Origin of the sequence: Streptomyces sp. NPDC051976 (assembly GCF_040680795.1) — a bacterium.
Classification (GTDB): Bacteria; Actinomycetota; Actinomycetes; order Streptomycetales; family Streptomycetaceae; genus Actinacidiphila.
The window spans coordinates 1-21,807 of the sequence record NZ_JBFAXL010000096.1; the positions used below are offsets into that span (position 1 = coordinate 1).

The 21,807-nt window shown below is 70.9% G+C and carries 21 protein-coding genes, 1 rRNA gene and 1 riboswitch; of the genes, 17 read left to right on the plus strand and 5 right to left on the minus strand.

The features are described from left to right. From rrf to AB0M29_RS42705, 11 genes are all read left to right on the plus strand, one after another. A 5S ribosomal RNA gene (gene rrf, locus AB0M29_RS42655) occupies positions 1–91 on the plus strand; the annotation flags it as partial. Positions 92–200: 109 nt separating this feature from the next. Next, positions 201–812 (plus strand): CDP-alcohol phosphatidyltransferase family protein, encoded by a 612-nt coding sequence (locus tag AB0M29_RS42660; protein ID WP_365392565.1) that lies wholly within the window; start codon positions 201–203, stop codon positions 810–812. A gap of 24 nt (positions 813–836) precedes the next feature. Then, positions 837–3,332 (plus strand): mannose-1-phosphate guanyltransferase, encoded by a 2,496-nt coding sequence (locus AB0M29_RS42665; RefSeq protein WP_365392567.1) that lies wholly within the window; start codon positions 837–839, stop codon positions 3,330–3,332. Between the two features lie 72 nt (positions 3,333–3,404). Continuing rightward, positions 3,405–4,352 (plus strand): DUF881 domain-containing protein, encoded by a 948-nt coding sequence (locus tag AB0M29_RS42670; RefSeq protein WP_365392569.1) that lies wholly within the window; start codon positions 3,405–3,407, stop codon positions 4,350–4,352. Further along, on the plus strand, positions 4,349–4,681 hold the full coding sequence (locus AB0M29_RS42675) for a small basic family protein (RefSeq protein ID WP_365392571.1): 333 nt from the start codon (positions 4,349–4,351) through the stop codon (positions 4,679–4,681). Before AB0M29_RS42670 ends, AB0M29_RS42675 begins: the two co-directional genes overlap by 4 nt. 7 nt (positions 4,682–4,688) lie before the next feature. Further along, positions 4,689–5,564: a DUF881 domain-containing protein gene (locus AB0M29_RS42680; protein ID WP_365392573.1), complete on the plus strand. Its 876-nt coding sequence runs from the start codon at positions 4,689–4,691 to the stop codon at positions 5,562–5,564. A gap of 358 nt (positions 5,565–5,922) precedes the next feature. Beyond that, on the plus strand, positions 5,923–6,456 hold the full coding sequence (locus AB0M29_RS42685) for an FHA domain-containing protein (protein WP_365392575.1): 534 nt from the start codon (positions 5,923–5,925) through the stop codon (positions 6,454–6,456). A gap of 40 nt (positions 6,457–6,496) precedes the next feature. After that, complete coding sequence (locus tag AB0M29_RS42690; protein WP_365392577.1) at positions 6,497–7,252, plus strand: MerR family transcriptional regulator; 756 nt, start codon at positions 6,497–6,499, stop codon at positions 7,250–7,252. 92 nt (positions 7,253–7,344) lie between these two features. Next, entirely contained in the window at positions 7,345–7,818 is a 474-nt protein-coding gene (locus AB0M29_RS42695) for a bifunctional nuclease family protein (RefSeq protein WP_031518684.1), read from the plus strand. A 166-nt stretch (positions 7,819–7,984) separates the two neighbouring features. After that, a complete protein-coding gene (locus tag AB0M29_RS42700) occupies positions 7,985–8,587 on the plus strand; it encodes a MerR family transcriptional regulator (protein WP_365392580.1) in 603 nt (200 codons plus the stop codon). A gap of 84 nt (positions 8,588–8,671) precedes the next feature. Further along, on the plus strand, positions 8,672–10,048 hold the full coding sequence (locus tag AB0M29_RS42705) for a DNA polymerase IV (protein WP_365392582.1): 1,377 nt from the start codon (positions 8,672–8,674) through the stop codon (positions 10,046–10,048). Here AB0M29_RS42705 and AB0M29_RS42710 read toward each other — a convergent pair. Next, positions 10,006–10,383: a PRC-barrel domain-containing protein gene (locus AB0M29_RS42710; protein WP_365392584.1), complete on the minus strand. Its 378-nt coding sequence runs from the start codon at positions 10,381–10,383 to the stop codon at positions 10,006–10,008. The genes AB0M29_RS42705 and AB0M29_RS42710 overlap by 43 nt on opposite strands. 166 nt (positions 10,384–10,549) lie before the next feature. Continuing rightward, a riboswitch (glycine riboswitch) is annotated at positions 10,550–10,646 on the plus strand. 183 nt (positions 10,647–10,829) lie between these two features. Between AB0M29_RS42710 and gcvP the strand changes: the two genes are divergently transcribed. Continuing rightward, positions 10,830–13,721: an aminomethyl-transferring glycine dehydrogenase gene (gene gcvP / locus AB0M29_RS42715; protein ID WP_365392586.1), complete on the plus strand. Its 2,892-nt coding sequence runs from the start codon at positions 10,830–10,832 to the stop codon at positions 13,719–13,721. Positions 13,722–13,851: 130 nt separating this feature from the next. Here gcvP and AB0M29_RS42720 read toward each other — a convergent pair whose 3' ends face one another. Together AB0M29_RS42720 and AB0M29_RS42725 are read right to left on the minus strand one after the other, a co-directional pair. Continuing rightward, positions 13,852–14,058 carry a DUF5999 family protein gene (locus AB0M29_RS42720; protein ID WP_365392588.1) on the minus strand — a complete coding sequence of 69 codons (207 nt, stop codon included), beginning with the start codon at positions 14,056–14,058 and terminating at the stop codon, positions 13,852–13,854. A 268-nt stretch (positions 14,059–14,326) separates the two neighbouring features. Beyond that, positions 14,327–14,923 (minus strand): hypothetical protein, encoded by a 597-nt coding sequence (locus AB0M29_RS42725; protein WP_365392590.1) that lies wholly within the window; start codon positions 14,921–14,923, stop codon positions 14,327–14,329. A 456-nt stretch (positions 14,924–15,379) separates the two neighbouring features. On the opposite strand from AB0M29_RS42725, the gene AB0M29_RS42730 reads away from it, so the two are divergent. Both AB0M29_RS42730 and AB0M29_RS42735 read left to right on the plus strand, forming a co-directional pair. Beyond that, complete coding sequence (locus AB0M29_RS42730) at positions 15,380–16,870, plus strand: glutamate--cysteine ligase (protein WP_365392591.1); 1,491 nt, start codon at positions 15,380–15,382, stop codon at positions 16,868–16,870. Between the two features lie 180 nt (positions 16,871–17,050). After that, entirely contained in the window at positions 17,051–17,836 is a 786-nt protein-coding gene (locus tag AB0M29_RS42735) for a type II CAAX endopeptidase family protein (RefSeq protein ID WP_365392592.1), read from the plus strand. A 28-nt stretch (positions 17,837–17,864) separates the two neighbouring features. On the opposite strand, the gene AB0M29_RS42740 is transcribed toward AB0M29_RS42735, so the two are convergent. After that, the gene (locus AB0M29_RS42740; protein WP_365392593.1) at positions 17,865–18,686 is read right to left on the minus strand and encodes a PhzF family phenazine biosynthesis protein; all 822 of its coding nucleotides are present in this window, start codon (positions 18,684–18,686) and stop codon (positions 17,865–17,867) included. A 104-nt stretch (positions 18,687–18,790) separates the two neighbouring features. Beyond that, positions 18,791–18,982, minus strand: coding sequence for a DUF1059 domain-containing protein (locus tag AB0M29_RS42745; protein ID WP_365392594.1), 192 nt, complete (start codon positions 18,980–18,982; stop codon positions 18,791–18,793). A 123-nt stretch (positions 18,983–19,105) separates the two neighbouring features. Between AB0M29_RS42745 and AB0M29_RS42750 the strand changes: the two genes are divergently transcribed. The 3 genes from AB0M29_RS42750 to AB0M29_RS42760 all read left to right on the plus strand — a co-directional run bounded on the left by AB0M29_RS42750 (position 19,106) and on the right by AB0M29_RS42760 (position 21,692). Next, positions 19,106–20,158 (plus strand): class I SAM-dependent methyltransferase, encoded by a 1,053-nt coding sequence (locus AB0M29_RS42750; RefSeq protein WP_365392597.1) that lies wholly within the window; start codon positions 19,106–19,108, stop codon positions 20,156–20,158. Positions 20,159–20,209: 51 nt separating this feature from the next. Then, positions 20,210–20,944: a LuxR C-terminal-related transcriptional regulator gene (locus AB0M29_RS42755; protein ID WP_365392599.1), complete on the plus strand. Its 735-nt coding sequence runs from the start codon at positions 20,210–20,212 to the stop codon at positions 20,942–20,944. Positions 20,945–21,077: 133 nt separating this feature from the next. Next, entirely contained in the window at positions 21,078–21,692 is a 615-nt protein-coding gene (locus tag AB0M29_RS42760; RefSeq protein WP_365392601.1) for a PadR family transcriptional regulator, read from the plus strand. Positions 21,693–21,807: the final 115 nt, after the last annotated feature.

The following is a 21,807-nucleotide window of genomic DNA, read 5'->3' on the forward strand; positions in this document are numbered from 1 at the left end:
GCCCGGTTACATTCCGAACCCGGAAGCTAAGCCTTTCAGCGCCGATGGTACTGCAGGGGGGACCCTGTGGGAGAGTAGGACGCCGCCGAACAATCATTCAGAGGCCTGACCTCGGATCGTGGATCCGAGGTCAGGCCTTTTTTGCGTCTGGGGTAGAGTCGGGCCGGAACGTCCGCACATACATACAGGAGGGGCCCCCGGTGGAGGTCCAGGAGACACGGGTGCAAACGGATCGGATCTTCACGATCCCCAACATCCTGAGTATGGCTCGCCTGGCCGGAGTACCGGTGTTCCTGTGGCTGATTCTGTGGCCCGAGTTCGGTGGTCCCAAGGTGGACGGCTGGGCACTCCTCGTACTGGCCCTCAGCGGCATCAGCGACTATCTGGACGGCAAGCTGGCCCGTCGGTGGAATCAGGTCAGCAGCCTCGGCCGCCTCCTCGACCCGGCCGCTGACCGGCTCTTTGTCCTCTCCACCCTGGTCGGACTCACCTGGCGGGACATCCTTCCACTCTGGATCACCGTGCTGCTTCTGGGCCGAGAGGTCATGATGGCGGTGATGCTGCTGATTCTGCGGAGGCACGGGTACGGACCTCCCCAGGTGAACTTCATCGGGAAAGCGGCTACCTTCAACCTCATGTACGCCTTTCCGCTGCTCCTCCTGAGCGATGGCAGCGGATGGCTTGCGACGTTGGCGTCTATTTTCGGCTGGGCGTTCGCAGGTTGGGGTACAACCCTGTACTGGTGGGCAGGGATCCTCTATGTGGTGCAGGTCCGCCAACTTGTGACGGCCGCCACCACAGCTGCTGACTGAGTCACACGAGGAGGACGTTCCGACATGAAGGCGGTTGTCATGGCCGGCGGCGAAGGCACCCGCCTTCGCCCAATGACCTCGAGCATGCCCAAGCCCCTCCTGCCTGTCGTCAATCGCCCCATCATGCAGCACGTTCTGACGCTGCTGAAACGCCATGGGCTGACCGAGACCGTAGTGACGGTCCAATTCCTTGCCTCCCTTGTGAAGAATTATTTCGGGGACGGCGAAGAATTCGGCATGGAGCTGACATACGCCAACGAGGAGAAACCGCTCGGGACCGCGGGAAGCGTCAAGAACGCCGAGGAGGCATTGAAGGACGACTCCTTCCTGGTCATCTCGGGCGACGCTCTGACGGATTTCGATCTGACCGAGCTGATCGAATTCCACAAGGAGAAGGGAGCCATGGTCACCGTCTGTCTGACCCGGGTTCCCAATCCGCTGGAGTTCGGTATCACGATTGTCGACGACGAGGGCCGGGTCGAGCGCTTCCTGGAGAAGCCGACGTGGGGTCAGGTCTTCTCCGACACGGTGAACACGGGCATCTACGTGATGGAGCCCGAGGTCTTCGACTACGTCCAGGCGGATGTCTCCGTCGACTGGTCCGGTGATGTCTTCCCGCAGTTGATGAAGGAAGGCAAGCCCATCTACGGCTTTATCGCCGAGGGCTACTGGGAGGACGTCGGCACGCACGAGAGCTATGTGAAGGCGCAGGCCGACGTCCTCGAAGGAAAAGTCGACGTCGACATGGACGGCTTCGAGATCTCCCCCGGTGTATGGGTGGCGGAGGGCGCCGAGGTGCACCCCGACGCCGTACTGCGCGGCCCGCTGTTCATCGGCGACTACGCGAAGGTGGAGGCGGGCGCGGAGATCCGCGAGCACAGCGTCATCGGTTCCAACGTCGTCGTGAAGACTGGTGCCTTCGTTCACAAGGCCGTCATCCACGACAACGTCTACGTGGGCCCGCAGACCAATCTCCGCGGCTGCGTCATCGGCAAGAACACCGATGTGATGCGCGCGGCGCGGATCGACGACGGCGCGGTGATCGGTGACGAGTGCCTGATCGGCGAAGAGTCCAACATCGCCGGCAGCGTACGGGTGTATCCGTTCAAGACGATCGAGGCGGGCGCGTTCGTCAACACGTCCGTCATCTGGGAGTCGCGCGGTCAGGCGCATCTGTTCGGCACCCGGGGGGTGTCCGGCATCCTGAACGTCGAGATCACGCCGGAGTTGGCGGTACGGCTGGCGGGCGCGTACGCGACCACGCTGAAGAAGGGCGCGACCGTCACCACCGCGCGTGACCACTCCCGTGGTGCCCGTGCGCTCAAGCGAGCGGTGATCTCCGCGCTCCAGACGAGTGCGATCGACGTCCGGGACCTGGAGAACGTCCCCATGCCCGTGGCGCGGCAGCAGACCGCACGCGGCAGCGCGGGCGGCATCATGATCAGGACGTCCCCGGGGCGTCCGGACTCGCTGGACATCATGTTCTTCGACGAGCGCGGCGCCGACCTCTCCGCCGGGGCGCAGCGCAAGCTCGACCGCGTCTTCGCGCGGCAGGAGTACCGCAGGGCCTTCCCCGGTGAGATCGGCGACCTGCGCTTCCCGGCGACGGTCTTCGACTCCTACACGGGCGCCCTGCTGCGGGACGTCGACATCTCCGGCATCGCGGAGTCCGGGCTGAAGGTCGTCGTGGACGCGGCCAACGGCAGCGCCGGACTGGTCCTGCCCAGCCTCCTCGGCCGTCTCGGCGTCGACTCGCTGATCGTCAATCCCGGTCTCGACGAGGCCCGCCCCACGGAGACCGAGGAGAGCCGCCGGGCCGGGCTCGTACGGCTGGGGGAGATCGTCGCCTCCGCGCGGGCCGCGTTCGGTGTGCGCTTCGACCCGGTCGGGGAGCGGCTGTCCCTGGTCGACGAGGGCGGCGCCATCATCGAGGACGACCGCGCGCTGCTGGTGATGCTCGACCTCGTCGCGGCGGAGCGCCGCAGCGGGCGGGTGGCGCTGCCGGTGACCACGACCAGGATCGGCGAGCAGGTCGCCGCGTACCACGGCACCCAGGTGGAGTGGACGACGACGTCCCCTGACGACCTGACCAGGGTGGGCCGCGCCGAGGACACGATCTTCGGCGGTGACGGCCGCGGTGGCTTCATCGTGCCGGAGTTCAGCAGCGTCTTCGACGGGTCCGCGGCCTTCGTGCGGCTGATCGGCCTGGTGGCGCGTACCCAGCTCACGCTCAGCCAGATCGACGCCCGGATCCCGCGTGCGCACGTCCTCAAGCGCGATGTGCCGACCCCGTGGGCCGTGAAGGGCTCGGTCATGCGCCGGGTGGTCGAGGAGGCCGGGGAGCGCTCGGTGGACACCACCGACGGTGTGCGTGTCGTGGAGTCGGACGGCCGCTGGGTGATGGTGCTGCCCGACCCCGCCGAGGCGGTCACCCATCTGTGGGCGGAAGGGCCGGACGACGGATCGGCGCAGGCACTGCTCGACGAGTGGTCGGAGGTCGTGGAGAGCGCGGGGCGCTGAATCGCACGGTGAACGGCGCGCCGCGAGGGGGCCGTTCGAGTGTTGCGGTCCCGACGTGCGACGATGTGCGGCATGCCGCAGCAGCAACCCGATCGGAGCAGCCCTGTGAAAGGGGCGGCCCAGCGGCGTCCTGATGCGTCGATGTCCCTGCTCACCAACATCATGGAGCACAGCCTCGACGAAGGTTACGCCGAGGCCGCGGCCCGCAGGGGCGAGGTCGGCAGCTCCCGGCTCCCCAAGCAGCTCGGCGGGAAGCTGGGGCTGGCGGCCGGCCTCGTGCTGGCCGCCGTCGTCGTGACCCTGGGCGCCGCCCAGGCCCAGGTGTCGGCGCCCACCGAGGCCAAGGAGCGGCAGCACCTGATCGATCAGGTGAAGACGGAGACGGACAGCGCGGACAAGCTGCAGAGCGGGGTGAACTCGCTGCGTGACACCGTGGCCGCCGAGCAGCGCGCGGCGCTGCAGAACCACGGCGGTGACAGCGCCGCGCAGGTCGCGCTGCTGGCGGGCGCCACCCCCGTGGTGGGGCCTGGGGTGAAGCTGGTCGTCGACGACGCCAAGGAGGCGTCGCAGGGCGACACCGGCGGCGGCCCCCGCGAGAGCAGCGGCTTCTCCGACACCGGGCGGGTCCGCGACCGCGACATGCAGCGCGTGGTGAACGGGCTGTGGGCGTCGGGGGCCGAGGCGATCACCGTCAACGGCCAGCGGCTCACCTCGCTGTCCGCCATCCGGGCCGCCGGTGACGCCATACTGGTCGACAACAAACCGCTGGTTCCGCCGTACACGGTGCTGGCGATCGGGGACGGGGAGCGGCTGAGCACCACGTTCCAGGACAGCGCGGACGGCCAGTACCTGCACGTGTTGCAGCAGAACTACGGGATCAGGGCGAGCATCACCGTCGAGAAGAAGCTGCATCTCGCGGCCGCGCCCAGCCTGATCGTGCGGTACGCCGTACCGGTCCCCGGAAACCAGCAGCAGGCGAACTCCGCCACACCAGGGAAGACAGGGAAGGGTTCGAAGTGATCGCCGTACTGGGCCTCGTCGTGGGAGTCGTGGTCGGACTCGTGGTGCGCCCTGTGGTGCCGACCGGGGTCGAGCCCTATCTGCCCATCGCCGTGGTCGCCGCGCTCGACGCCGTCTTCGGCGGTATTCGCGCCATGCTCGACGGGATCTTCGACGACAAGGTGTTCGTCGTCTCCTTCCTCTCCAACGTGGTGGTCGCCGCGCTGATCGTCTTCCTCGGCGACAAGCTCGGCGTGGGCGCGCAGCTCTCCACCGGCGTGGTGGTCGTGCTCGGTATCCGGATCTTCTCCAACGCGGCGGCCATCCGCCGCCACGTCTTCCGGGCGTGAGCGCGGCATGAGCGACGACGACCAGTCCCACGAGCGCGAGCCCGAGCCCGAGCGCGAGCCCGGTCGTGAGCCCGAGCCCGAGCACGCGCAGGGCGCCGATCACGCGGGCGGCGACGACCACGCCGCCGGCGCGGAGGAGCCCGCCGCGACCCCTGCCCCGATGACCGGCCGCCAGCGGCTGGTGGCCGGGCTGTGGCCGCCGCGGCTGTCGCGCGCGCAGCTCATCGTGGCGTTGCTGCTGTTCGTGCTCGGGCTGGGCCTGGCGATCCAGGTCAGCTCGACCAGCGACAGCGGCGGGGCGCTGCGCGGCGCCCGCAAGGAGGACCTGGTCCGCATCCTCACCGAGCTGGACAACCGCACCCAGCGCCTCGAGGACGAGAAGCGGGGCCTGGAGAACCAGCGCTCCGAGCTGGAGACCAGCTCCAACCAGGCCGCCGAGGCGCTCAAGCAGACCCGGCAGAAGGCCCAGGAGCTGGGCATCCTCGCGGGCACCGTGGCCGCGCAGGGCCCCGGCATCACGCTGACGATCACCGACCCCAAGGGCGGTGTCGAGGCGGACTCGCTCCTGGACACGCTGCAGGAGCTGCGGGCGGCCGGCGCGGAGGCCATCCAGATCAACAACGTACGGGTCGTGGCGGACACGTATTTCACGGAGGGCACCGACGGGGTGCTGATCGACGGGCACAAGGTGTCCCAGCCGTACGAGTTCAAGGTCATCGGCAACCCGCAGGACCTGGAGCCGGCGCTGAACATCCCCGGTGGGGTGGTGCAGACGCTGGAGAAGGAGCAGGCCACGGCGAACGTGGTGCGGTCGCAGAAGATCGTTGTGTCCGCCTTGCGGGTGCCGAAGCAGCCTGACTACGCTCGGTCGTCATCCCAGTGAGGCGGGGGGTCGGGGCATCGGTGGGGTGTTGCGTGGTGGAAACTGTGTGTAGCGAGGGTTCGTCCTGCCCCACGGGCGGGTCTGTTTCTTTCAAGGGGAATCGCCCGTGAAGTTGTTTGGAAGGTTTTTCGGCAAGAGCGCGCGGCAGTCGGGTGACCCGGCGACGGCACGCCATCGCGCCCCCAGGAACCTGGGGGAGGAGGAGCAGGGCGGTGACCGCCCCCTGTTCAGGAACGACCCGCGGCAGTCGGGCGCCGACTATTCCGGCGCGCCCGGCGTGGCGCCTGTTGACCCTGCCGCCGCCGCCCGCATAGGTTTCGGGGGACAGTCAACCTCAACCACGGGTGGAGGGTTCGGCTTGCCGGTATGTACGAGGTGCGGGCACAACAACGCGGAGGCCAGCCGCTTCTGCTCGAACTGCGGCGCGCCGCTGCGCGGCACCGCCGCTCCCCATGAGCGGCCGTCCGAGACCACGTCCACGATCTCCATCTCCGGCCTCGAGGCGTACGAGGCGGAGGCCACCGGCCAGACCGTCGCGCCGTCGCTGTCGTCCGAGGCGCAGTCCGCCGTCGCGGCGCTGCCCATCGGCTCGGCGCTGCTGATCGTCCGCCGCGGGCCGAACTCCGGTAGCCGCTTCCTGCTGGACGGCGAGCTGACCACCGCCGGACGCCACCCGCAGAGCGACATCTTCCTGGACGACGTCACCGTCTCCCGCCGCCATGTGGAGTTCCGCCGCGGCCCGGACGGCGGGTTCACCGTCTCCGACGTCGGCAGCCTGAACGGCACGTACGTCAACCGGGAGCGGATCGACGCCGTGCCGCTGGCCAACGGCGACGAGGTCCAGATCGGGAAGTACCGGCTGGTCTTCTACGCCAGCCAGCGGGGCATCTGACGCCCCTGACGGGCGTCTGCGGGACCGCGAAGGAAGGTTCATGCCGGGTACGCGGAGATCACCGTCGGGCGGTGCCGGGAACGGCACCGCCGCGGAGGGCGCGCTGCTGAGCATCGGCGCGGTGCTGGGGCAGCTGCGTGACGAGTTCCCCGAGGTCACCATCTCCAAGATCCGCTTCCTGGAGTCGGAGGGCCTGGTCGAGCCGCAGCGCACCCCCTCGGGGTACCGGAAGTTCTCCTGCGGGGACGTCGAGCGCCTGGCGTACGTGCTGCGGGTGCAGCGGGACCACTATCTGCCGCTGCGGGTGATCAGGGAGCACCTGGACGCCCTGGACCGGGGTGAGCGGGTGCCGCTGCCGGCGCCGAGCGAGTCCCGTGAGGTCCTGGACGGCTCAGCGCTGCCCGAGGGGCTGCCGGAGGCGCCCCAGGAGCTGAGGGTCGGCCGGGAGGAGCTGCTGGCCGCCACCGGGGCCGACGAGGCCGCGCTGGACCAGTGGGAGTCGTACGGCCTCGTCGAGGCGGGCGGGGACGGCGGCTACGACGCCGAGACGGTGGCCATCGGGCGGCTCATCGTCGACCTGGGGCGTTTCGGCCTGGAACCGCGCCACCTGCGTGCCGTGAAGGCCGCCGCCGACCGGGAGGCGGGCCTGGTGGAGCAGGTGGTGGCCCCGCTGCGCCGGCATCGCAACCCGCAGACCCGTAACCACGCCGAGGTGACCGCCAGGGAACTGGCCGCCCTCTCCGTTCGGCTGCATGCCGCCATGGTTCAGTCGGCACTGCGGGTACGCCTGCTCTGACCGGGGATTCCGCCCCTTCGAGGGGCCGGGGAAGTCCGGGTCGCGGGGTGCCCGACTACCCAAACCCGTCGGGCACGTCCTAGGGTTGCTGTGTGAACGAGCTCGACGTTGTGGGTGTCCGGGTCGAAATGCCCTCCAATCAACCGATCGTGCTCCTGCGTGAAGTGGGAGGCGATCGGTACCTGCCCATCTGGATCGGGCCGGGTGAGGCTACGGCCATCGCTTTCGCGCAGCAGGGGATGACACCTGCGCGACCGCTCACCCATGACCTTTTCAAGGACGTGCTCGAGGCCGTGGGGCAGACCCTCACCGAGGTCCGCATCACCGACCTGCGAGAAGGCGTCTTCTACGCGGAACTGGTGTTCGCCAGCGGCGTCGAGGTCAGCGCCCGCCCGTCGGACGCCATAGCGCTGGCGCTGCGCACCGGGACGCCGATCTACGGCAGCGACGGGGTGCTGGACGACGCGGGCATCGCCATTCCGGATGAGCAGGAGGACGAGGTGGAGAAGTTCCGCGAGTTCCTCGACCAGATCTCGCCCGAGGACTTCGGTACGAGTAACCAGTGAGCCGTTCCCGCACCACGGATACGGCAAACCACTCCTGGGGTGAATATCACTCGGCGTGCCGAGCGTGGCGATCGTTGACGCGCCCCTGGGGACTGCCTACCGTCGGTGTGGAAAGTCCCGATGGCACGTGCGCGTGGCGCCGGGACGCGAAGGGACGGAGGGCGGCGTGAGAAGCACCGGCGACGGTCTGGCGAGCGGCGGCCCGTACCCGACCCATGGAGCGCTTGCCCGAGCCGCCGCGGAGGCGGGCGGCGGAGCGGGGCCCCAGGAACAGCCCGACCAGATCGGCTACCGCGGGCCCACGGCCTGTGCGGCGGCCGGCATCACCTACCGCCAGCTCGACTACTGGGCCCGTACCGGCCTGGTCGAGCCCAGCGTCCGGCCCGCGTACGGCTCGGGCACCCAGCGCCTCTACGGCTTCCGTGACGTCGTCGTCCTGAAGATCGTCAAGCGGCTGCTCGACACGGGCGTCTCGCTGCAGAACATCCGCACCGCCGTGTGGCACCTGCGCTCGGTCGGCCAGTCCGAGCTGGCCCGTATGACGCTGATGAGCGATGGCGCGACCGTGTACGAGTGCACCTCGCCCGACGAGGTGGTCGACCTGCTCCAGGGCGGCCAGGGGATCTTCGGGATCGCGGTGGGCGTGGTCTGGCGTGACGTCGAGGCGTCGCTGTCCCAGATGCACGGCGAGCGGGTCGACACCGGCGAGACCCTGGTGGGCGACAACCCCTCCGACGAACTGGCCAGGCGGCGCAACCGGGCGGTGTGACCGGGTCCGGCGGATAGGGTCGATCGGACCCCACGCCGTACAGCTGTACGGCGACTGTCGGTGGCATGGGGCACGATCGGTGGTGTGAGAAGTTCGCCGACGATCCTGCACCTGGACATGGACGCGTTCTTCGCCGCGGTCGAGCAGGCCTCCAAGCCCAGCCTGCGGGGCAAGCCGGTGGTGGTCGGCGGCCTCGGCCCTCGCGGCGTCGTGTCGACCGCGTCCTACGAGGCACGTGTGCACGGCGTCCACTCGGCGATGGCGATGGCCCACGCCCGCAGGCTCTGCCCGAACGCCGCCTATCTGGTGCCGCGGTTCGGGATCTACCGCCAGATCAGTGACACCGTGATGGCGCTGCTCGGCGAGGTCTCGCCGCTGATAGAGCCGCTCAGCCTGGACGAGGCGTTCGTGGACCTGGAGGCGGGGGAGCTGGGCGGTGACCCGCGGGCGGTCGCCGAGCGGCTGCGCGCCGAGATCCGGGCCACCACCGGGCTGACCGCCTCGGTGGGCCTCGCCGGATCCAAGCTGCTGGCGAAGATCGCCTCCGAGCAGGCCAAGCCGGACGGGCTGGTGGTCGTCACACCGGGCAGCGAGCGGGCGCTGCTCGACCCGCTGCCGGTACGGACCCTGTGGGGTGTCGGTCCCGCCACCGCCGAACACCTGCGCAAGGCGGGCATCACCACCATCGCCGAGATCGTGCACGCGGGGGAGCCGGAGATGGTGCGGCTGCTCGGGAAGGCCCACGGCGCCTCGCTCCACGCCAGCGCGGCCGGGCTCGACAACCGCCCGGTCGTCGCCGACCGCGACGTGAAGTCGATCTCCGTCGAGGACACCTTCGACGCCGACCTGACCGACCGCGCCCATGTCCGGTACGAGATCGACCGGCTCGCCGAGCGCTGTGTGCAGCGGCTGCGCGGCGCGGGCCGGTCGGGGCGGACCGTGGTCGTCAAGGTCCGCCGGTACGACTTCTCCACCCTCACCCGCTCCGAGACGCTGCGCGCCCCCACCGACGACCCCGGAGTCGTCCGGGAGACCGCGCGGCGGCTGATCGAACCGGTCGACACCACCGGGGGCGTCCGGCTGCTCGGGGTGGGCGTGGCGGGGCTCGCGGACTTCACCCAGGAGGACCTGTTCGCGCAGGTCGCGGAGGAGCGGGCGGCCGGGGAGCGGGAGCCGGACGCGTACGCCCCGCCGGAGCTGCCCGCCACCGCGCCGCCGGCGCCCGAGCGGGCGAAGCTGTGGTGGCCGGGGCAGGACGTCGAGCACGAGGAGTTCGGCTCGGGGTGGGTGCAGGGCAGCGGGGTGGGGCGGGTGACCGTGCGCTTCGAGGTCCCCTCGGACAGCGTTCCCGGCCGGGTGCGGACCTTCGCCGTGGACGACCCGGCGCTGGCCCACCGCGACCCCCTGCCGCTGGTGCCCTACTCGTCGCCGGCCAGTGTGCCGAAGTCCCCCTCGGGGTGACGGGCGGGCTCGGCCGACGACCTGGGCACGTCCATGCCGTAGTGGTGGTAGAGCTGCAGCTCCTGCTCGGGCGACAGATGGCGGCCCACACCGAAGTCCGGCGCGTCCTTGATCAGCGCCTTCTTGAACGGCACCCGCAGTTCGTCGTCGACCAGCTCGCTCGGCTCCAGCGGGACGAACGCGTCACGGGTGAACAGGCCCGTCCGCACCGCCGCCCACTCGGGTACGCCGGTCGCGTCGTCGAGGTACACCTCGTCGACCGTGCCGATCCTCGTACCGTCCCGGTCGAGGGCGCGGCGGCCGATCAGGCTGCGCGGATCGATGTCGGTCTGCACGGTCCCTCCAACCAACGACGATTCATGACGACTGTTGATGAATACCACCCAAAGCCACATCGGGCCCCATGTCGACTCGGGGGCCGCCCCCGTACGGCCCGGCGTGAACCGGCGCACACGACCCACCGGACGGCGGTACCGCGCTGGTAGGCTGGTGATCGGCTGCAGACCCCATGCGGGAGAGCCTCCGAGAAGGTGTCGGAGGCGCCGAAGGAGCAAACCCTCCCCGGAATCTCTCAGGCATCCCGTACCGCATGGGCGAGGTCACTCTGGAAAGCAGGGCGCGGACCGGAAGCGTAATCTCCGGTACGAACCCTCACCGACGGTGAAAGCCGCCCCCACCAGGGCGGTGAAGCTCTCAGGTTCTGATGACAGAGGGGGAGGCCGTACGGGTGTCCGCGCCGCGGCACCCCCGAAGGTCGTGGCAGACCAGGAGGCCTCCGCAGATGACTTCCCCTCGCATTCCCCTCTCCGAGCTGGAAGCGGGCATTCCGTTCGCCAGGCGCCACATCGGCCCCGACGCCGAGGCGCAGGCCAAGATGCTCGCGCACGTCGGCTACGGATCGCTGGACGAACTCACCGACGCGGCAGTGCCCGGCACCATCCGCAGCGCCGAGGCGCTGGCACTGCCCCCCGCCCGCACCGAGGCCGAGGCGCTGCGCGAGCTGCGCGCCCTCGCGGACCGCAACCAGGTGCTGGCCCCGATGATCGGCCTCGGCTACTACGGCACCTTCACGCCGCCCGTCATCCTGCGCAACGTGATGGAGAACCCCGCCTGGTACACGGCCTACACCCCGTACCAGCCGGAGATCTCGCAGGGGCGCCTGGAGGCGCTGCTGAACTTCCAGACCGTGGTCGCCGACCTCACCGGGCTGCCCACCTCCGGCGCCTCGCTGCTGGACGAGAGCACCGCCGCCGCCGAGGCGATGGCGCTGTCCCGCCGGGTCGGCAAGGTCAAGAACGGCGTCTTCCTGGTCGACGCCGACACCTTCCCGCAGACCGTCGCGGTGATCGAGACCCGCGCCGAGCCCACCGGCGTCGAGGTGGTCGTCGCCGACCTGTCCGCCGGTATCCCGGACGAGATCGCCGAGCGCGGCGTCTTCGGTGTGCTGCTGCAGTACCCGGGCGCCTCCGGTGCGGTACGCGACCTGCGGCCGGTCATCGAGCGCGCGCACGAACTGGGCGCGGTCGTCACCGTCGCCGCCGACCTGCTGGCGCTCACCCTGCTCACCTCGCCCGGCGCCCTGGGCGCGGACATCGCGGTGGGCACCACCCAGCGCTTCGGTGTGCCGATGGGCTTCGGCGGCCCGCACGCCGGCTACATGGCCGTCCGCGACCAGTTCGCCCGCAGCCTGCCCGGCCGCCTGGTCGGCGTCTCCGTCGACGCGGACGGCAACAAGGCGTACCGCCTGGCGCTGCAGACCCGCGAGCAGCACATCCGTCGCGAGAAGGCCACCAGCAACATCTGCACCGCGCAGGTGCTGCTGGCCGTGATGGCCGGGATGTACGCGGTCTACCACGGTCCCGAGGGCCTGGCCCAGATCGCCCGCCGCACCCACCGCTACGCCGCGATCCTCGCCGCGGGCCTGCGCGCCGCCGGGGTCGAGATCGTGCACGACGGCTACTTCGACACCCTCACCGCCCGGGTGCCGGGCCGCGCCGCCGAGGTGGTGGCCGCCGCCCGTACCGTCGGCGTCAACCTGCGGCAGACCGACGCGGACCTGGTCGGCATCGCCTGTGACGAGACCACCGACCGCGCCCAGCTCGCCGCGGTGCTCGCCGCCTTCGGCGCGGACGGCGCCGCCGACATCGAGGCGCTGGACGCCGCCACCGCGGACGCGCTCCCCGACGGCCTGGCCCGCACCGAGTCGTATCTGACCCACCCGGTCTTCCACCAGCACCGCAGCGAGACCGCGATGCTGCGCTACCTGCGGCGGCTGGCCGACCGCGACTACGCGCTGGACCGCGGCATGATCCCGCTCGGCTCCTGCACGATGAAGCTCAACGCCACCACCGAGATGGAGCCGGTCACCTGGCCCGAGTTCGGCGCGCTGCACCCCTTCGCGCCGGTCGAGCAGGCCGAGGGCTACCTGGAGCTGATCCACGGCCTGGAGGACCAGCTCGCCGAGGTCACCGGCTACGACAAGGTCAGCATCCAGCCCAACGCGGGCTCGCAGGGCGAACTCGCCGGTCTGCTGGCGGTGCGCGCCTACCACCGCGCCAACGGCGACAGCCAGCGCACGGTCTGCCTCATCCCGTCCTCCGCGCACGGCACCAACGCCGCCAGCGCCGTGATGGCCGGCATGAAGGTCGTCGTGGTGCGCACAGGGCAGGACGGCGACGTGGACACCGCCGACCTGCACGCCAAGATCGATCAGCACCGCGACCAGCTCGCCGTGCTGATGGTGACCTACCCCTCCACGCACGGTGTGTTCGAGGACAACATCACCGACATCTGCGCGGCCGTGCACGACGCGGGCGGCCAGGTGTACGTGGACGGCGCCAACCTCAACGCGCTGGTGGGCCTGGCCCGTCCCGGCCGGTTCGGCGCGGACGTCTCGCACCTGAACCTGCACAAGACCTTCTGCATCCCGCACGGCGGCGGCGGCCCCGGCGTCGGCCCGGTCGCGGTCCGCGCGCACCTGGCCCCGTACCTGCCCAACCACCCGCTGCAGCCGACCGCGGGGCCCGCCACGGGTGTCGGGCCGATCTCGGGCGCTCCCTGGGGCTCGGCGGGCATCCTGCCGATCTCCTGGACGTACGTGCGGCTGATGGGCGGCGAGGGACTCAAGCGCGCCACGCAGATCGCCGTCCTCGGCGCCAACTACGTGGCCAAGCGGCTGGAGCCGCACTTCCCGGTGCTCTACACCGGCCCCGGCGGGCTGGTCGCGCACGAGTGCATCATCGACCTGCGGCCGGTCAGCAAGGAGACCGGGGTCAGCGTCGACGACATCGCCAAGCGCCTGATCGACTACGGCTTCCACGCGCCGACCATGTCGTTCCCGGTGGCGGGCACCTTGATGATCGAGCCCACCGAGAGCGAGGACCTCGCGGAGCTGGACCGCTTCTGCGAGGCGATGATCGCGATCCGCGGCGAGATCGACCGGGTCGGCTCGGGCGAGTGGCCCGCCGACGACAACCCGCTGCACCACGCCCCGCACACCGCGGCGGCGCTGGGCGGCGACTGGCAGCACCCGTACAGCCGCGAGGAGGCGGTCTTCCCGGCCGGCGTCTCCGCGGCCGACAAGTACTGGCCGCCGGTGCGGCGGATCGACGGCGCGTTCGGCGACCGCAACCTGGTCTGCTCCTGCCCGCCGCTGGACGCCTACGACGCCTGAGGGAGCTCGCAGCCAGGGCCTGGCGACGCTTGAGCGCCGCCGGGCATCTACATCGAAGCCGGTTCCGCTGGGGACAGTGGAACCGGCTGGGTGTGCGAGACGCGGCGCTGCTCCGGGCGGCTGCCCGGGGTCAGGCCGCGGTGGTGACGTGTTCCGTGCCGAACGGCCGGTGCGGTGCGATGATCTGCCCGTCCGGCAGCAGCTCCCCGGTGTCCTCGAAGAGCAGCACCCCGTTGCACAGCAGGCTCCAGCCCTGTTCCGGGTGGTGGGCCAGGGTGCACGCGGCCTCACGGTCGGAGCAGTCGGCGGTGGGGCACTGCGGCTGGTGCTGGCACATGGATGGAGTCTTTCGCTGCGAGAGATGAGTGGTGTGTACGGTCGCGCTGCCTGCCTGTTCCATTTCCAACCCCCGTTGGTACGGCAGATTCCAGTGTTGCCCCACCGACGTGAATCCGCAGGGATTTCACGCAGGCTCCCCCCACTAAGGGAAGACGTGTCACCCGGCCGGGCGGTTGCGCCCACCGTACGCCCCCGCTAAGACCGGGTGACGACCGCGCCCCCGCGACCGAGGTGCGGTCGCGGGGGCGGGTTGCCGTACAGGGAGGTCAGGCGGGCGAACCCATCAGCGGCGGCGGCGCGAGCCGCAGCGAGAGCACCGGCATCAGCTCCGCGATCCGGTGCACCCGGTGCGAGGTGATGCCGGGCGGCGCGGGGGCCAGCGGCACCAGCAGGTCGGCCGGGGTGGGCTGGGCGGTGGCGGCGTCCGCGCGCGCGTCGCAGTGCAGCCACAGCGCCAGCATGTACAGCCCCGGCACCGACAGCAGATGCGGCTGGTACGTGGCGGGCAGCGCGTCCGCCTGGCGCAGCGCCCGCTCGGTGGAGACCAGGTACGGCCCCTCGGAGAACCGCGAGAACACCCAGCCATCGGCCGTCGTGACGGTCTCACCCGCGGCGACGGTCTTCTGCGGCCACGCGCCGCCCAGGATGTGGAACCGCCATCCGGTCAGCCGCGCCTCCGGCAGGGCGCCGGGGACGGCCGACGGTTCGAACACATGGACAGGCAACGGGTGTTCGGCGGTGAGGGGCCCTTCGGCCGAGCGCAGCGCGGGTGTCCGGGCCTCCAGGACCGCGGTGGGCGAGCTGAGGGCGGCCAGGACGCTCCGGAGGGCAGGAGCGGGAGCTGGGGGGACAAGCAGCGGCATGATGTCGCCTCTCACTGGGAGACACAGTGGTGCGGGCGGGCGGGGATGCGGACGGCACTCCTGTGCGGGAAGGGGTCGGCTCAGGCACGTCCGGCGAGGGCGGATGCTTTGCCTTGTGCGCGGAGTTTATATGACGCGTGTTTGCTCCGTGTTTCGTCTAGTCGCAGCCAGTATTACGCGCAAGGTGAGAATTCGCCTTCTTCTGCGGCCGTGCCGGGAGCATTCCCGCAGGGTATGGGGGGCGCGCTGCATATTTCTGCGCGCCACGGACGGCCGGATCTCGACGGTGTATTCGCAAGTGTTTACGCAGGTCCCATGGCACCTGAATGTGCCACTGGTACGTGCTCCGATTGCCGCTAGTGCAAGCCTAGCGCCCGTCCGGGGTCTGTCGTGGCGTTATCGATCATTTGGGTGGGCATCCTCCCAGTGGGGACCATCCGACGAAGGGACGTGGCCGTGGGGGAGAAGGTCGTCGCCAACGGCTTCGAGCTGGCCGACCGCAGGCACTACCGGCGCAAGCTCCAGCAGTGTCTCCTGGGGCTGGAGCGGCTGTTGGAGGAGAAGCGATTCGACCGGCCGCGCAATCTCATGGGCCTCGAGATCGAATTGAATCTCGCGGATTCCGACGGGATGCCGCGCATGATGAACGAAGAGGTGCTGGAGCGCATCGCGAGCAGTGATTTCCAGACCGAGCTGGCCCAGTTCAACATTGAAGTAAACATCGCCCCGCACCGGCTTTCCGGACGTGTGCTCGACCGGCTCGCCGAGGAACTGCGGATCGGCCTCGGCTATGCCGACCGGATGGCCCGCGACGTCGGCGCGCACATCGTGATGGTCGGAATTCTGCCCACCCTCGAGGCGCAGGACCTCGTCTCCGCGAACCTCTCCCGGGCGGACCGCTACACGCTCCTCAACGACCGCATCCTCGCGATGCGCGGCGAGGACATCACCATCGACATCCAGGGCGTCGAGCATCTCCTCTACACCTCCGCGTCGATAGCCCCGGAGGCGGCCTGCACCTCCACCCAGATGCATCTGCAGGTGACCCCCGGCCGCTTCGCCGCCGTCTGGAACGCCGCCCAGGCGGTGTCGGGTCCGCAGGTCGCGGTGGGCGCCAACTCGCCGTTCCTTTTCGGCCGGGAGCTGTGGCGCGAGACCCGCCCGCTGCTCTTCCAGCAGGCCACCGACACCCGTCCCGAGGAGCTGCGCACCCAGGGCGTACGGCCGCTGACCTGGTTCGGCGAGCGCTGGATCGACTCGGCGGCCGACCTCTTCGCCGAGAACGTCCGCTACTTCCCCTCGCTACTGCCGATCTGCGACGACGAGGACCCGCTGCGCGTCCTGGACGACGGGGGAGTGCCGTCGCTGCGCGAGCTCACCCTGCACAACGGCACGATCTACCGCTGGAACCGGCCCGTCTACCAGGTGGTCGACGGCGTCCCGCACCTGCGCGTGGAGAACCGCGTGATGCCCGCCGGGCCCACGGTCGCCGACGTGATCGCCAACACCGCCTTCTACTACGGCCTGGTGCGCACCCTCGCCGAGGCGCCCCGCCCCGTCTGGCACCGGCTGCCCTTCGCCGCCGCCGCGGCCAACTTCGACGCGGCCTGCCGCGACGGCATCGGCGCGGTCCTGCGCTGGCCGCGGCCGCGCGGCAACGGCCTGGTGGAGGTCGCCGCGGCCGACCTGGTCCGGGACGAACTGCTCCCGCTGGCCGCGGCCGGCCTGGACGCCTGGGGTATAGAGGCCGTCGACCGCGACCACTACCTCGGCATCATCGAGGAGCGCTGCCGCCGCCGTACCAACGGCGCCGAATGGCAGGCCGAGGTGTTCCACCGGATGCTGGACCGCGGCCTGGACCGCCCCGCCGCCCTCGCCGCGATGACCCGCACCTACCGGGAGCACATGCTGGCGGGCGACCCGGTGCACGCCTGGCCGGTCGCGTAAGCCGCACCTTCACCGACGGCCCCCGCCCCGCGGCGGGGGCCGTCGTCCCGCGACCGCCCGCGGCGGCGGCGCCTTTCCCGGGGGTGGCTCCGAGAGCACGGCCCCGGCCTTCGTAATCTTGCCGGAGACCATGCCACGCGCGGACGGCGCTGAAGCGGGACGACGCAACTGGAGGGCCGCGTGCACGCACAGCCGTACGAGGGGGAGGCGGAACTCGCACCGCGCACGCTGCGCAGCGAGACACTGATCGTCCTGGCCCTGTCCCTGGGCGCCAGCGGTGTGTCCGCGCTGATCGACTTCATCGGGTCGGTCACCAAGCCGGGCGCCCTCAAGGACCAGGCGGCCACCCTCGTCAGCTCCTACGCCCCGCACCGCCCGTGGCTCGACCTGGCCTGGCAGGTCTTCGCCATCGCCAGCGCGCTGGCGCCCGTGGCGCTGGTCGCGCACCTGCTGGCCAGGGAACGGGTCGGCATGCCCGCCATCGGCTTCGACCTGAGCCGTCCGCGCAAGGACCTGGCCCGCGGCGTGGTCGTGGCCGCCGTGATCGGCGGCACGGGGCTGGGCTTCTACCTCGCGGTGCGGGCCGCGGGATTCAACCTCACGGTGGTGCCCGAGTCGCTGCCCGACGTGTGGTGGAAGATCCCCGTGCTGATCGCCTCGGCCGTGCAGAACGCGGTGCTGGAGGAGGTCATCGTGGTCGGCTACCTGCTGCGCAGACTCGGCCAGCTCGGCTGGACCCCGGCCGCCGCACTCGCCGCCAGCGCGCTGCTGCGCGGCTCGTACCACCTCTACCAGGGCGTCGGCGGCTTCGTCGGCAACATGGTGATGGGGGTCGTCTTCGTGCTGCTCTACCGGCGCTGGGGGCGGGTCGGGCCGCTGGTGGCCGCGCACGCGCTGATCGACACCGTGGCCTTCGTCGGATACGCGCTGCTGGCCGGGAAGGTGAGCTGGCTGCCGACCGGCTGACGTGCGTGCGCGGCCATGGGCCGACGGTTCAGGGCACCGCGTGCAGTTCACCGTCCACCACGGTGACCGCGGGCCCGCTGAGCAGTACGCGCTCGCCCTCCAGTCGGGTGCGGACAAGCCCGGTACGGGCGCTGGCCTGCAGACCGGTCAGCGCGGGGCGGCCGAGCCGCGGCGACCAGAACGCGGCGAGGGCGGTGTGCGCGCTTCCCGTCACCGGGTCCTCGTCGATGCCGACCGCGGGGAAGAAGCCGCGCGAGACGAAGTCGTAGCCGCCGGAGGGGTCCTGGGCCACGGCGGTCGCGATCACCCCGCGCCGCGAGAGCCGGGCGAGGGCGGCGAAGTCCGGGGCCAGACCCCGTACCGTCGCCTCGTCGGCGACCTCGATCAGCAGGTCGCCGAGGTCGGGCCCGGTGTCGAGCACCGTCAGCGGCGTCGCGCCCAGCGCCTCCGCGACGCCGTCCGGAGCCTCGGCGGGGGTGAGCGGGGCGACGGGGAAGTCCATGGTGATCGTGCCGTCCCCCTCGGTCCAGGCGCGCAGCACGCCCGAGAGGGTCCTGAACCGTATCGGGCCCTGCCAGGTGCCGGTGGTGCGCAGGACGTGCGCGGTCGCCAGCGTGGCGTGGCCGCACATCCGCACCTCGGTCGCCGGGGTGAACCAGCGCAGCGCCCAGTCCGCGTCGGCCGCGTCCCCCAGCGGGTGCGCGAACGCGGTCTCCGAGGCGTTGACCTCGGTGGCCACCTGCTGCAGCCACGGGTCCGCGGGGAACTCCTCGGCGTCGAGCAGCAGCACTCCGGCCGGGTTCCCGGCGAAAGGGCGGTCGGTGAAGGCGTCGACGATTCGGATCCGCATGACGCGAGCGTAACGGGGCGGTCCGGCGCGGTGACACGGCCGTGCGCGCGGTGGCGTGCCGGTCGCCGTCCCGGGAGCGGAACGGCGACGCTGGGCGGCACGGCTCAGGCGTGCTGCGGAACCTCGTCCTTGAGGCCGGACCGGATCTGATCGCGCAACTCGGCGGAGTCCTCGTGGCTGTGGACGGACACGGCGTGCTCCGCCGCGGCGCGCACCACTTCCTCTTCCTCACCGGAGATGGTGAGGCTGCAGTTCATCTCGCTCGGGTAATCCCGGCAGTCGGCTACCTTCCGCATGATGCACCTCCTCCACCTCATTTTAGTGCGCGGGCCCTTCGCCGCAGCCTCGCGCGCATGCCGCCCGGCAGTACGTGGAAGACCGTATTGCGCCCCGCCGACCTCGGCTGATGGGCTGATGCCATGGACGAGGACCGGATGGCGCAGTTCCTGGAACGGGTGATCACCGACGCCGGGGCCGCCGTGGCCGGCCTGTGCACCTCGCTGGGCGACCGCCTCGGGCTCTACACCGCGATGGCCTCCGCGGGGCCGCTCACCTCGCGGCAGCTCGCCATAAGAACCGGGCTGCACGAGCGGTACGTCAGGGAGTGGCTGGCCGCCCAGGTGGCGGGGGAGTACCTCACCTACGACGCGCGGACCGACAGCTATCTGCTGCCCGACGAGCACGCGGCGGTGCTCGCCGACCCGAGGGCCCCGACGTACGCGGCCGGGTTCTTCACCATGCTGCAGGCCCTCTACGACACCGAGGACACCTTGATGGAGGCGTTCAGGACCGGTGAGGGAGTGGGCTGGGCGGAACACAGCGCGGCCCTTTTCGAGGGCACCGCGAAATTCTTCCGCCCCGGATACAGCGCCCAGCTCGTCCCCGAGTGGATCACCGCGATAGACGGCCTGGAGGAGAAACTCCGGCACGGCGCCTCGGTCGCCGACATCGGCTGCGGATACGGCTACTCGACGATGCTGATGGCGCGGGCTTTCCCCGCCTCCACATTCCACGGGTACGACTTCCACGAACCGTCCATCGACAAGGCGCGCGGTATCGCGGAGGAGCAAGGACTGGCCGACCGGGTGGAATTCGACGTGGCGTCCGCGCAGGACTTCCCCGGTGACGGGTTCGACCTCATCACCTTCTTCGACTGCCTGCACGACATCGGCGACCCGGGCGGCGCGCTGCGGCAGGCCGCGCGCTCGCTGGCCGAGGGCGGCACCTGCATGATCGTCGAGCCGAACGCCTCGGCGGACGTCCTGGAGAACGTCAATCCCATCGGCCGCGCGGTGACGGCCTCGTCCGTCGCCGTCTGCCTGCCGTCCGCGCTCGCCCAGCACGGCCCCGAGGCGCTGGGCAACCACGCGGGCGAGGAGGCGGTGCGCCGCATCGCCGACCAGGCCGGGCTGCACCACTGGACGCTGGCCGCCGAGAGTCCCGTCAACCGGGTGTACGCCGCCGCCCACTGACACCCGGCCCGTTGTCTTGACCGGCCGGGGCCACCTGGTCAGGCTGGGAGTATGAGCACGGCCGGGGAGGCCGCCCTACGACGCGTGCTCGCCGTGGTGGACCTTCTGATCGACGCCGTCGACGAGGACGCACTCGTACCGGCGCTGCTTCCGCTGCTGCTCAAGGCGGTTCCGGGCGACAGCATCGTCTGGGCGCCGCATCCCGGCCCGGCGCGGGCGCACCGCACCCTTCCGGCCGACCTCCTGCGCCCGGAGACCGTGGACGCCTTCCTGCGCGGCGCGGCCGGCGACCCGCTGGTGACGCACACCGTCACGGGACCCGGCACCCCGGTCCGCCGCTCGGCGGTGCAGGACCGCGCCGACTTCCACGCGATGGCCCTCTACCAGGAGGTGTACCGGCCGCTCGGCGCCGAGTACCAGCTCGCGATGGCCTTCCCCGCGGGATACGCGCGGGGGCGGCCGCGCCGGATGTGCGTCGCCGTCAACCGCGGCGACCGCGACTTCACCGACACCGACGTGGCGACCGCCGTCCTGCTGCGCGCCCGGCTCAGCCGGGTCATGGACCGCCTCGCCCGGCCGCCCGCGGGCCGGGAACTCGTCACCTGCCGCGAGGCCGCGGTGCTCAGCCTGCTGGCGGACGGCCTCACCAACCAGCAGATCGCCCACCGCCTGGACATCAGCGCCCGCACGGTGGACAAGCACCTGGAGCACGCCTACCCCAAGCTCCATGTCTGCGGCCGGGTCGAGGCCGCGAACGCCTGGCTGTCCGCGCCGGGCGCCCGCTGAGGCCCGGTGCGCCGCACCCGGCGCGGCGCATCGCGGCAGGTCACACGCCAATCCTTCGGAAAGCTTGCTCTACGAACAGTTCCGATATATCGTTGACGCATCGCGAACGATCAACGATGAAAGGAGCGTCACCATGCGTTCCCAAGGACACGGACATGGACACCACGGCCCCGGACATCACGGATGGGGCGAGCGCGAGCAGGGGCGGCCGGCCTTCGGGCCGTTCGGACCGCCCTTCGGCGGCGGGCCCTTCGGCCCCGGCGGCCGAGGGCGGGGCGGGCCGCGCGGAAGGGCCCGGCGCGGCGACGTACGCGCGTCGATCCTGGCCCTGCTCAAGGACCGGCCGATGCACGGCTACGAGATGATCCAGGAGATCGCCGAGCGCAGCGGCGCGTGGAAGCCGAGCCCCGGCTCGGTCTACCCCACGCTGCAACTGCTGGAGGACGAGGGCCTGATCACCAGCGCGAGCGAGGGCGGCAAGAAGCTGTTCACCCTCACCGACGCGGGCAGGACGGAAGCCGACGCGGGCCCCGAGGCCCCGTGGGAGGACGCCGGCCGCGGCGTCGACTGGGATGCCATGAACGAGATCAGGAAGGCGGGCGGCGGTCTCGTCGAGGCGTTCCGCCAGGTGTGGGCGACCGGCACCCCGGAACAGCGCGACAAGGCGCTGACCGTGGTGAACGACGCCCGCAAGAAGCTCTACCTGATCCTCGCCGACGAGGACGTCACCGACCTCGGCAAGGGCTGACCCGCACCGTGGTGCGTTACTGACGAGCCGGCCCGGGGCCGCACGCCCCCGGCCCGCGCGATCCGCCTACCACCACCCCCCGGGGGCCACATAGGTAGAGGACACCTCTGAACAC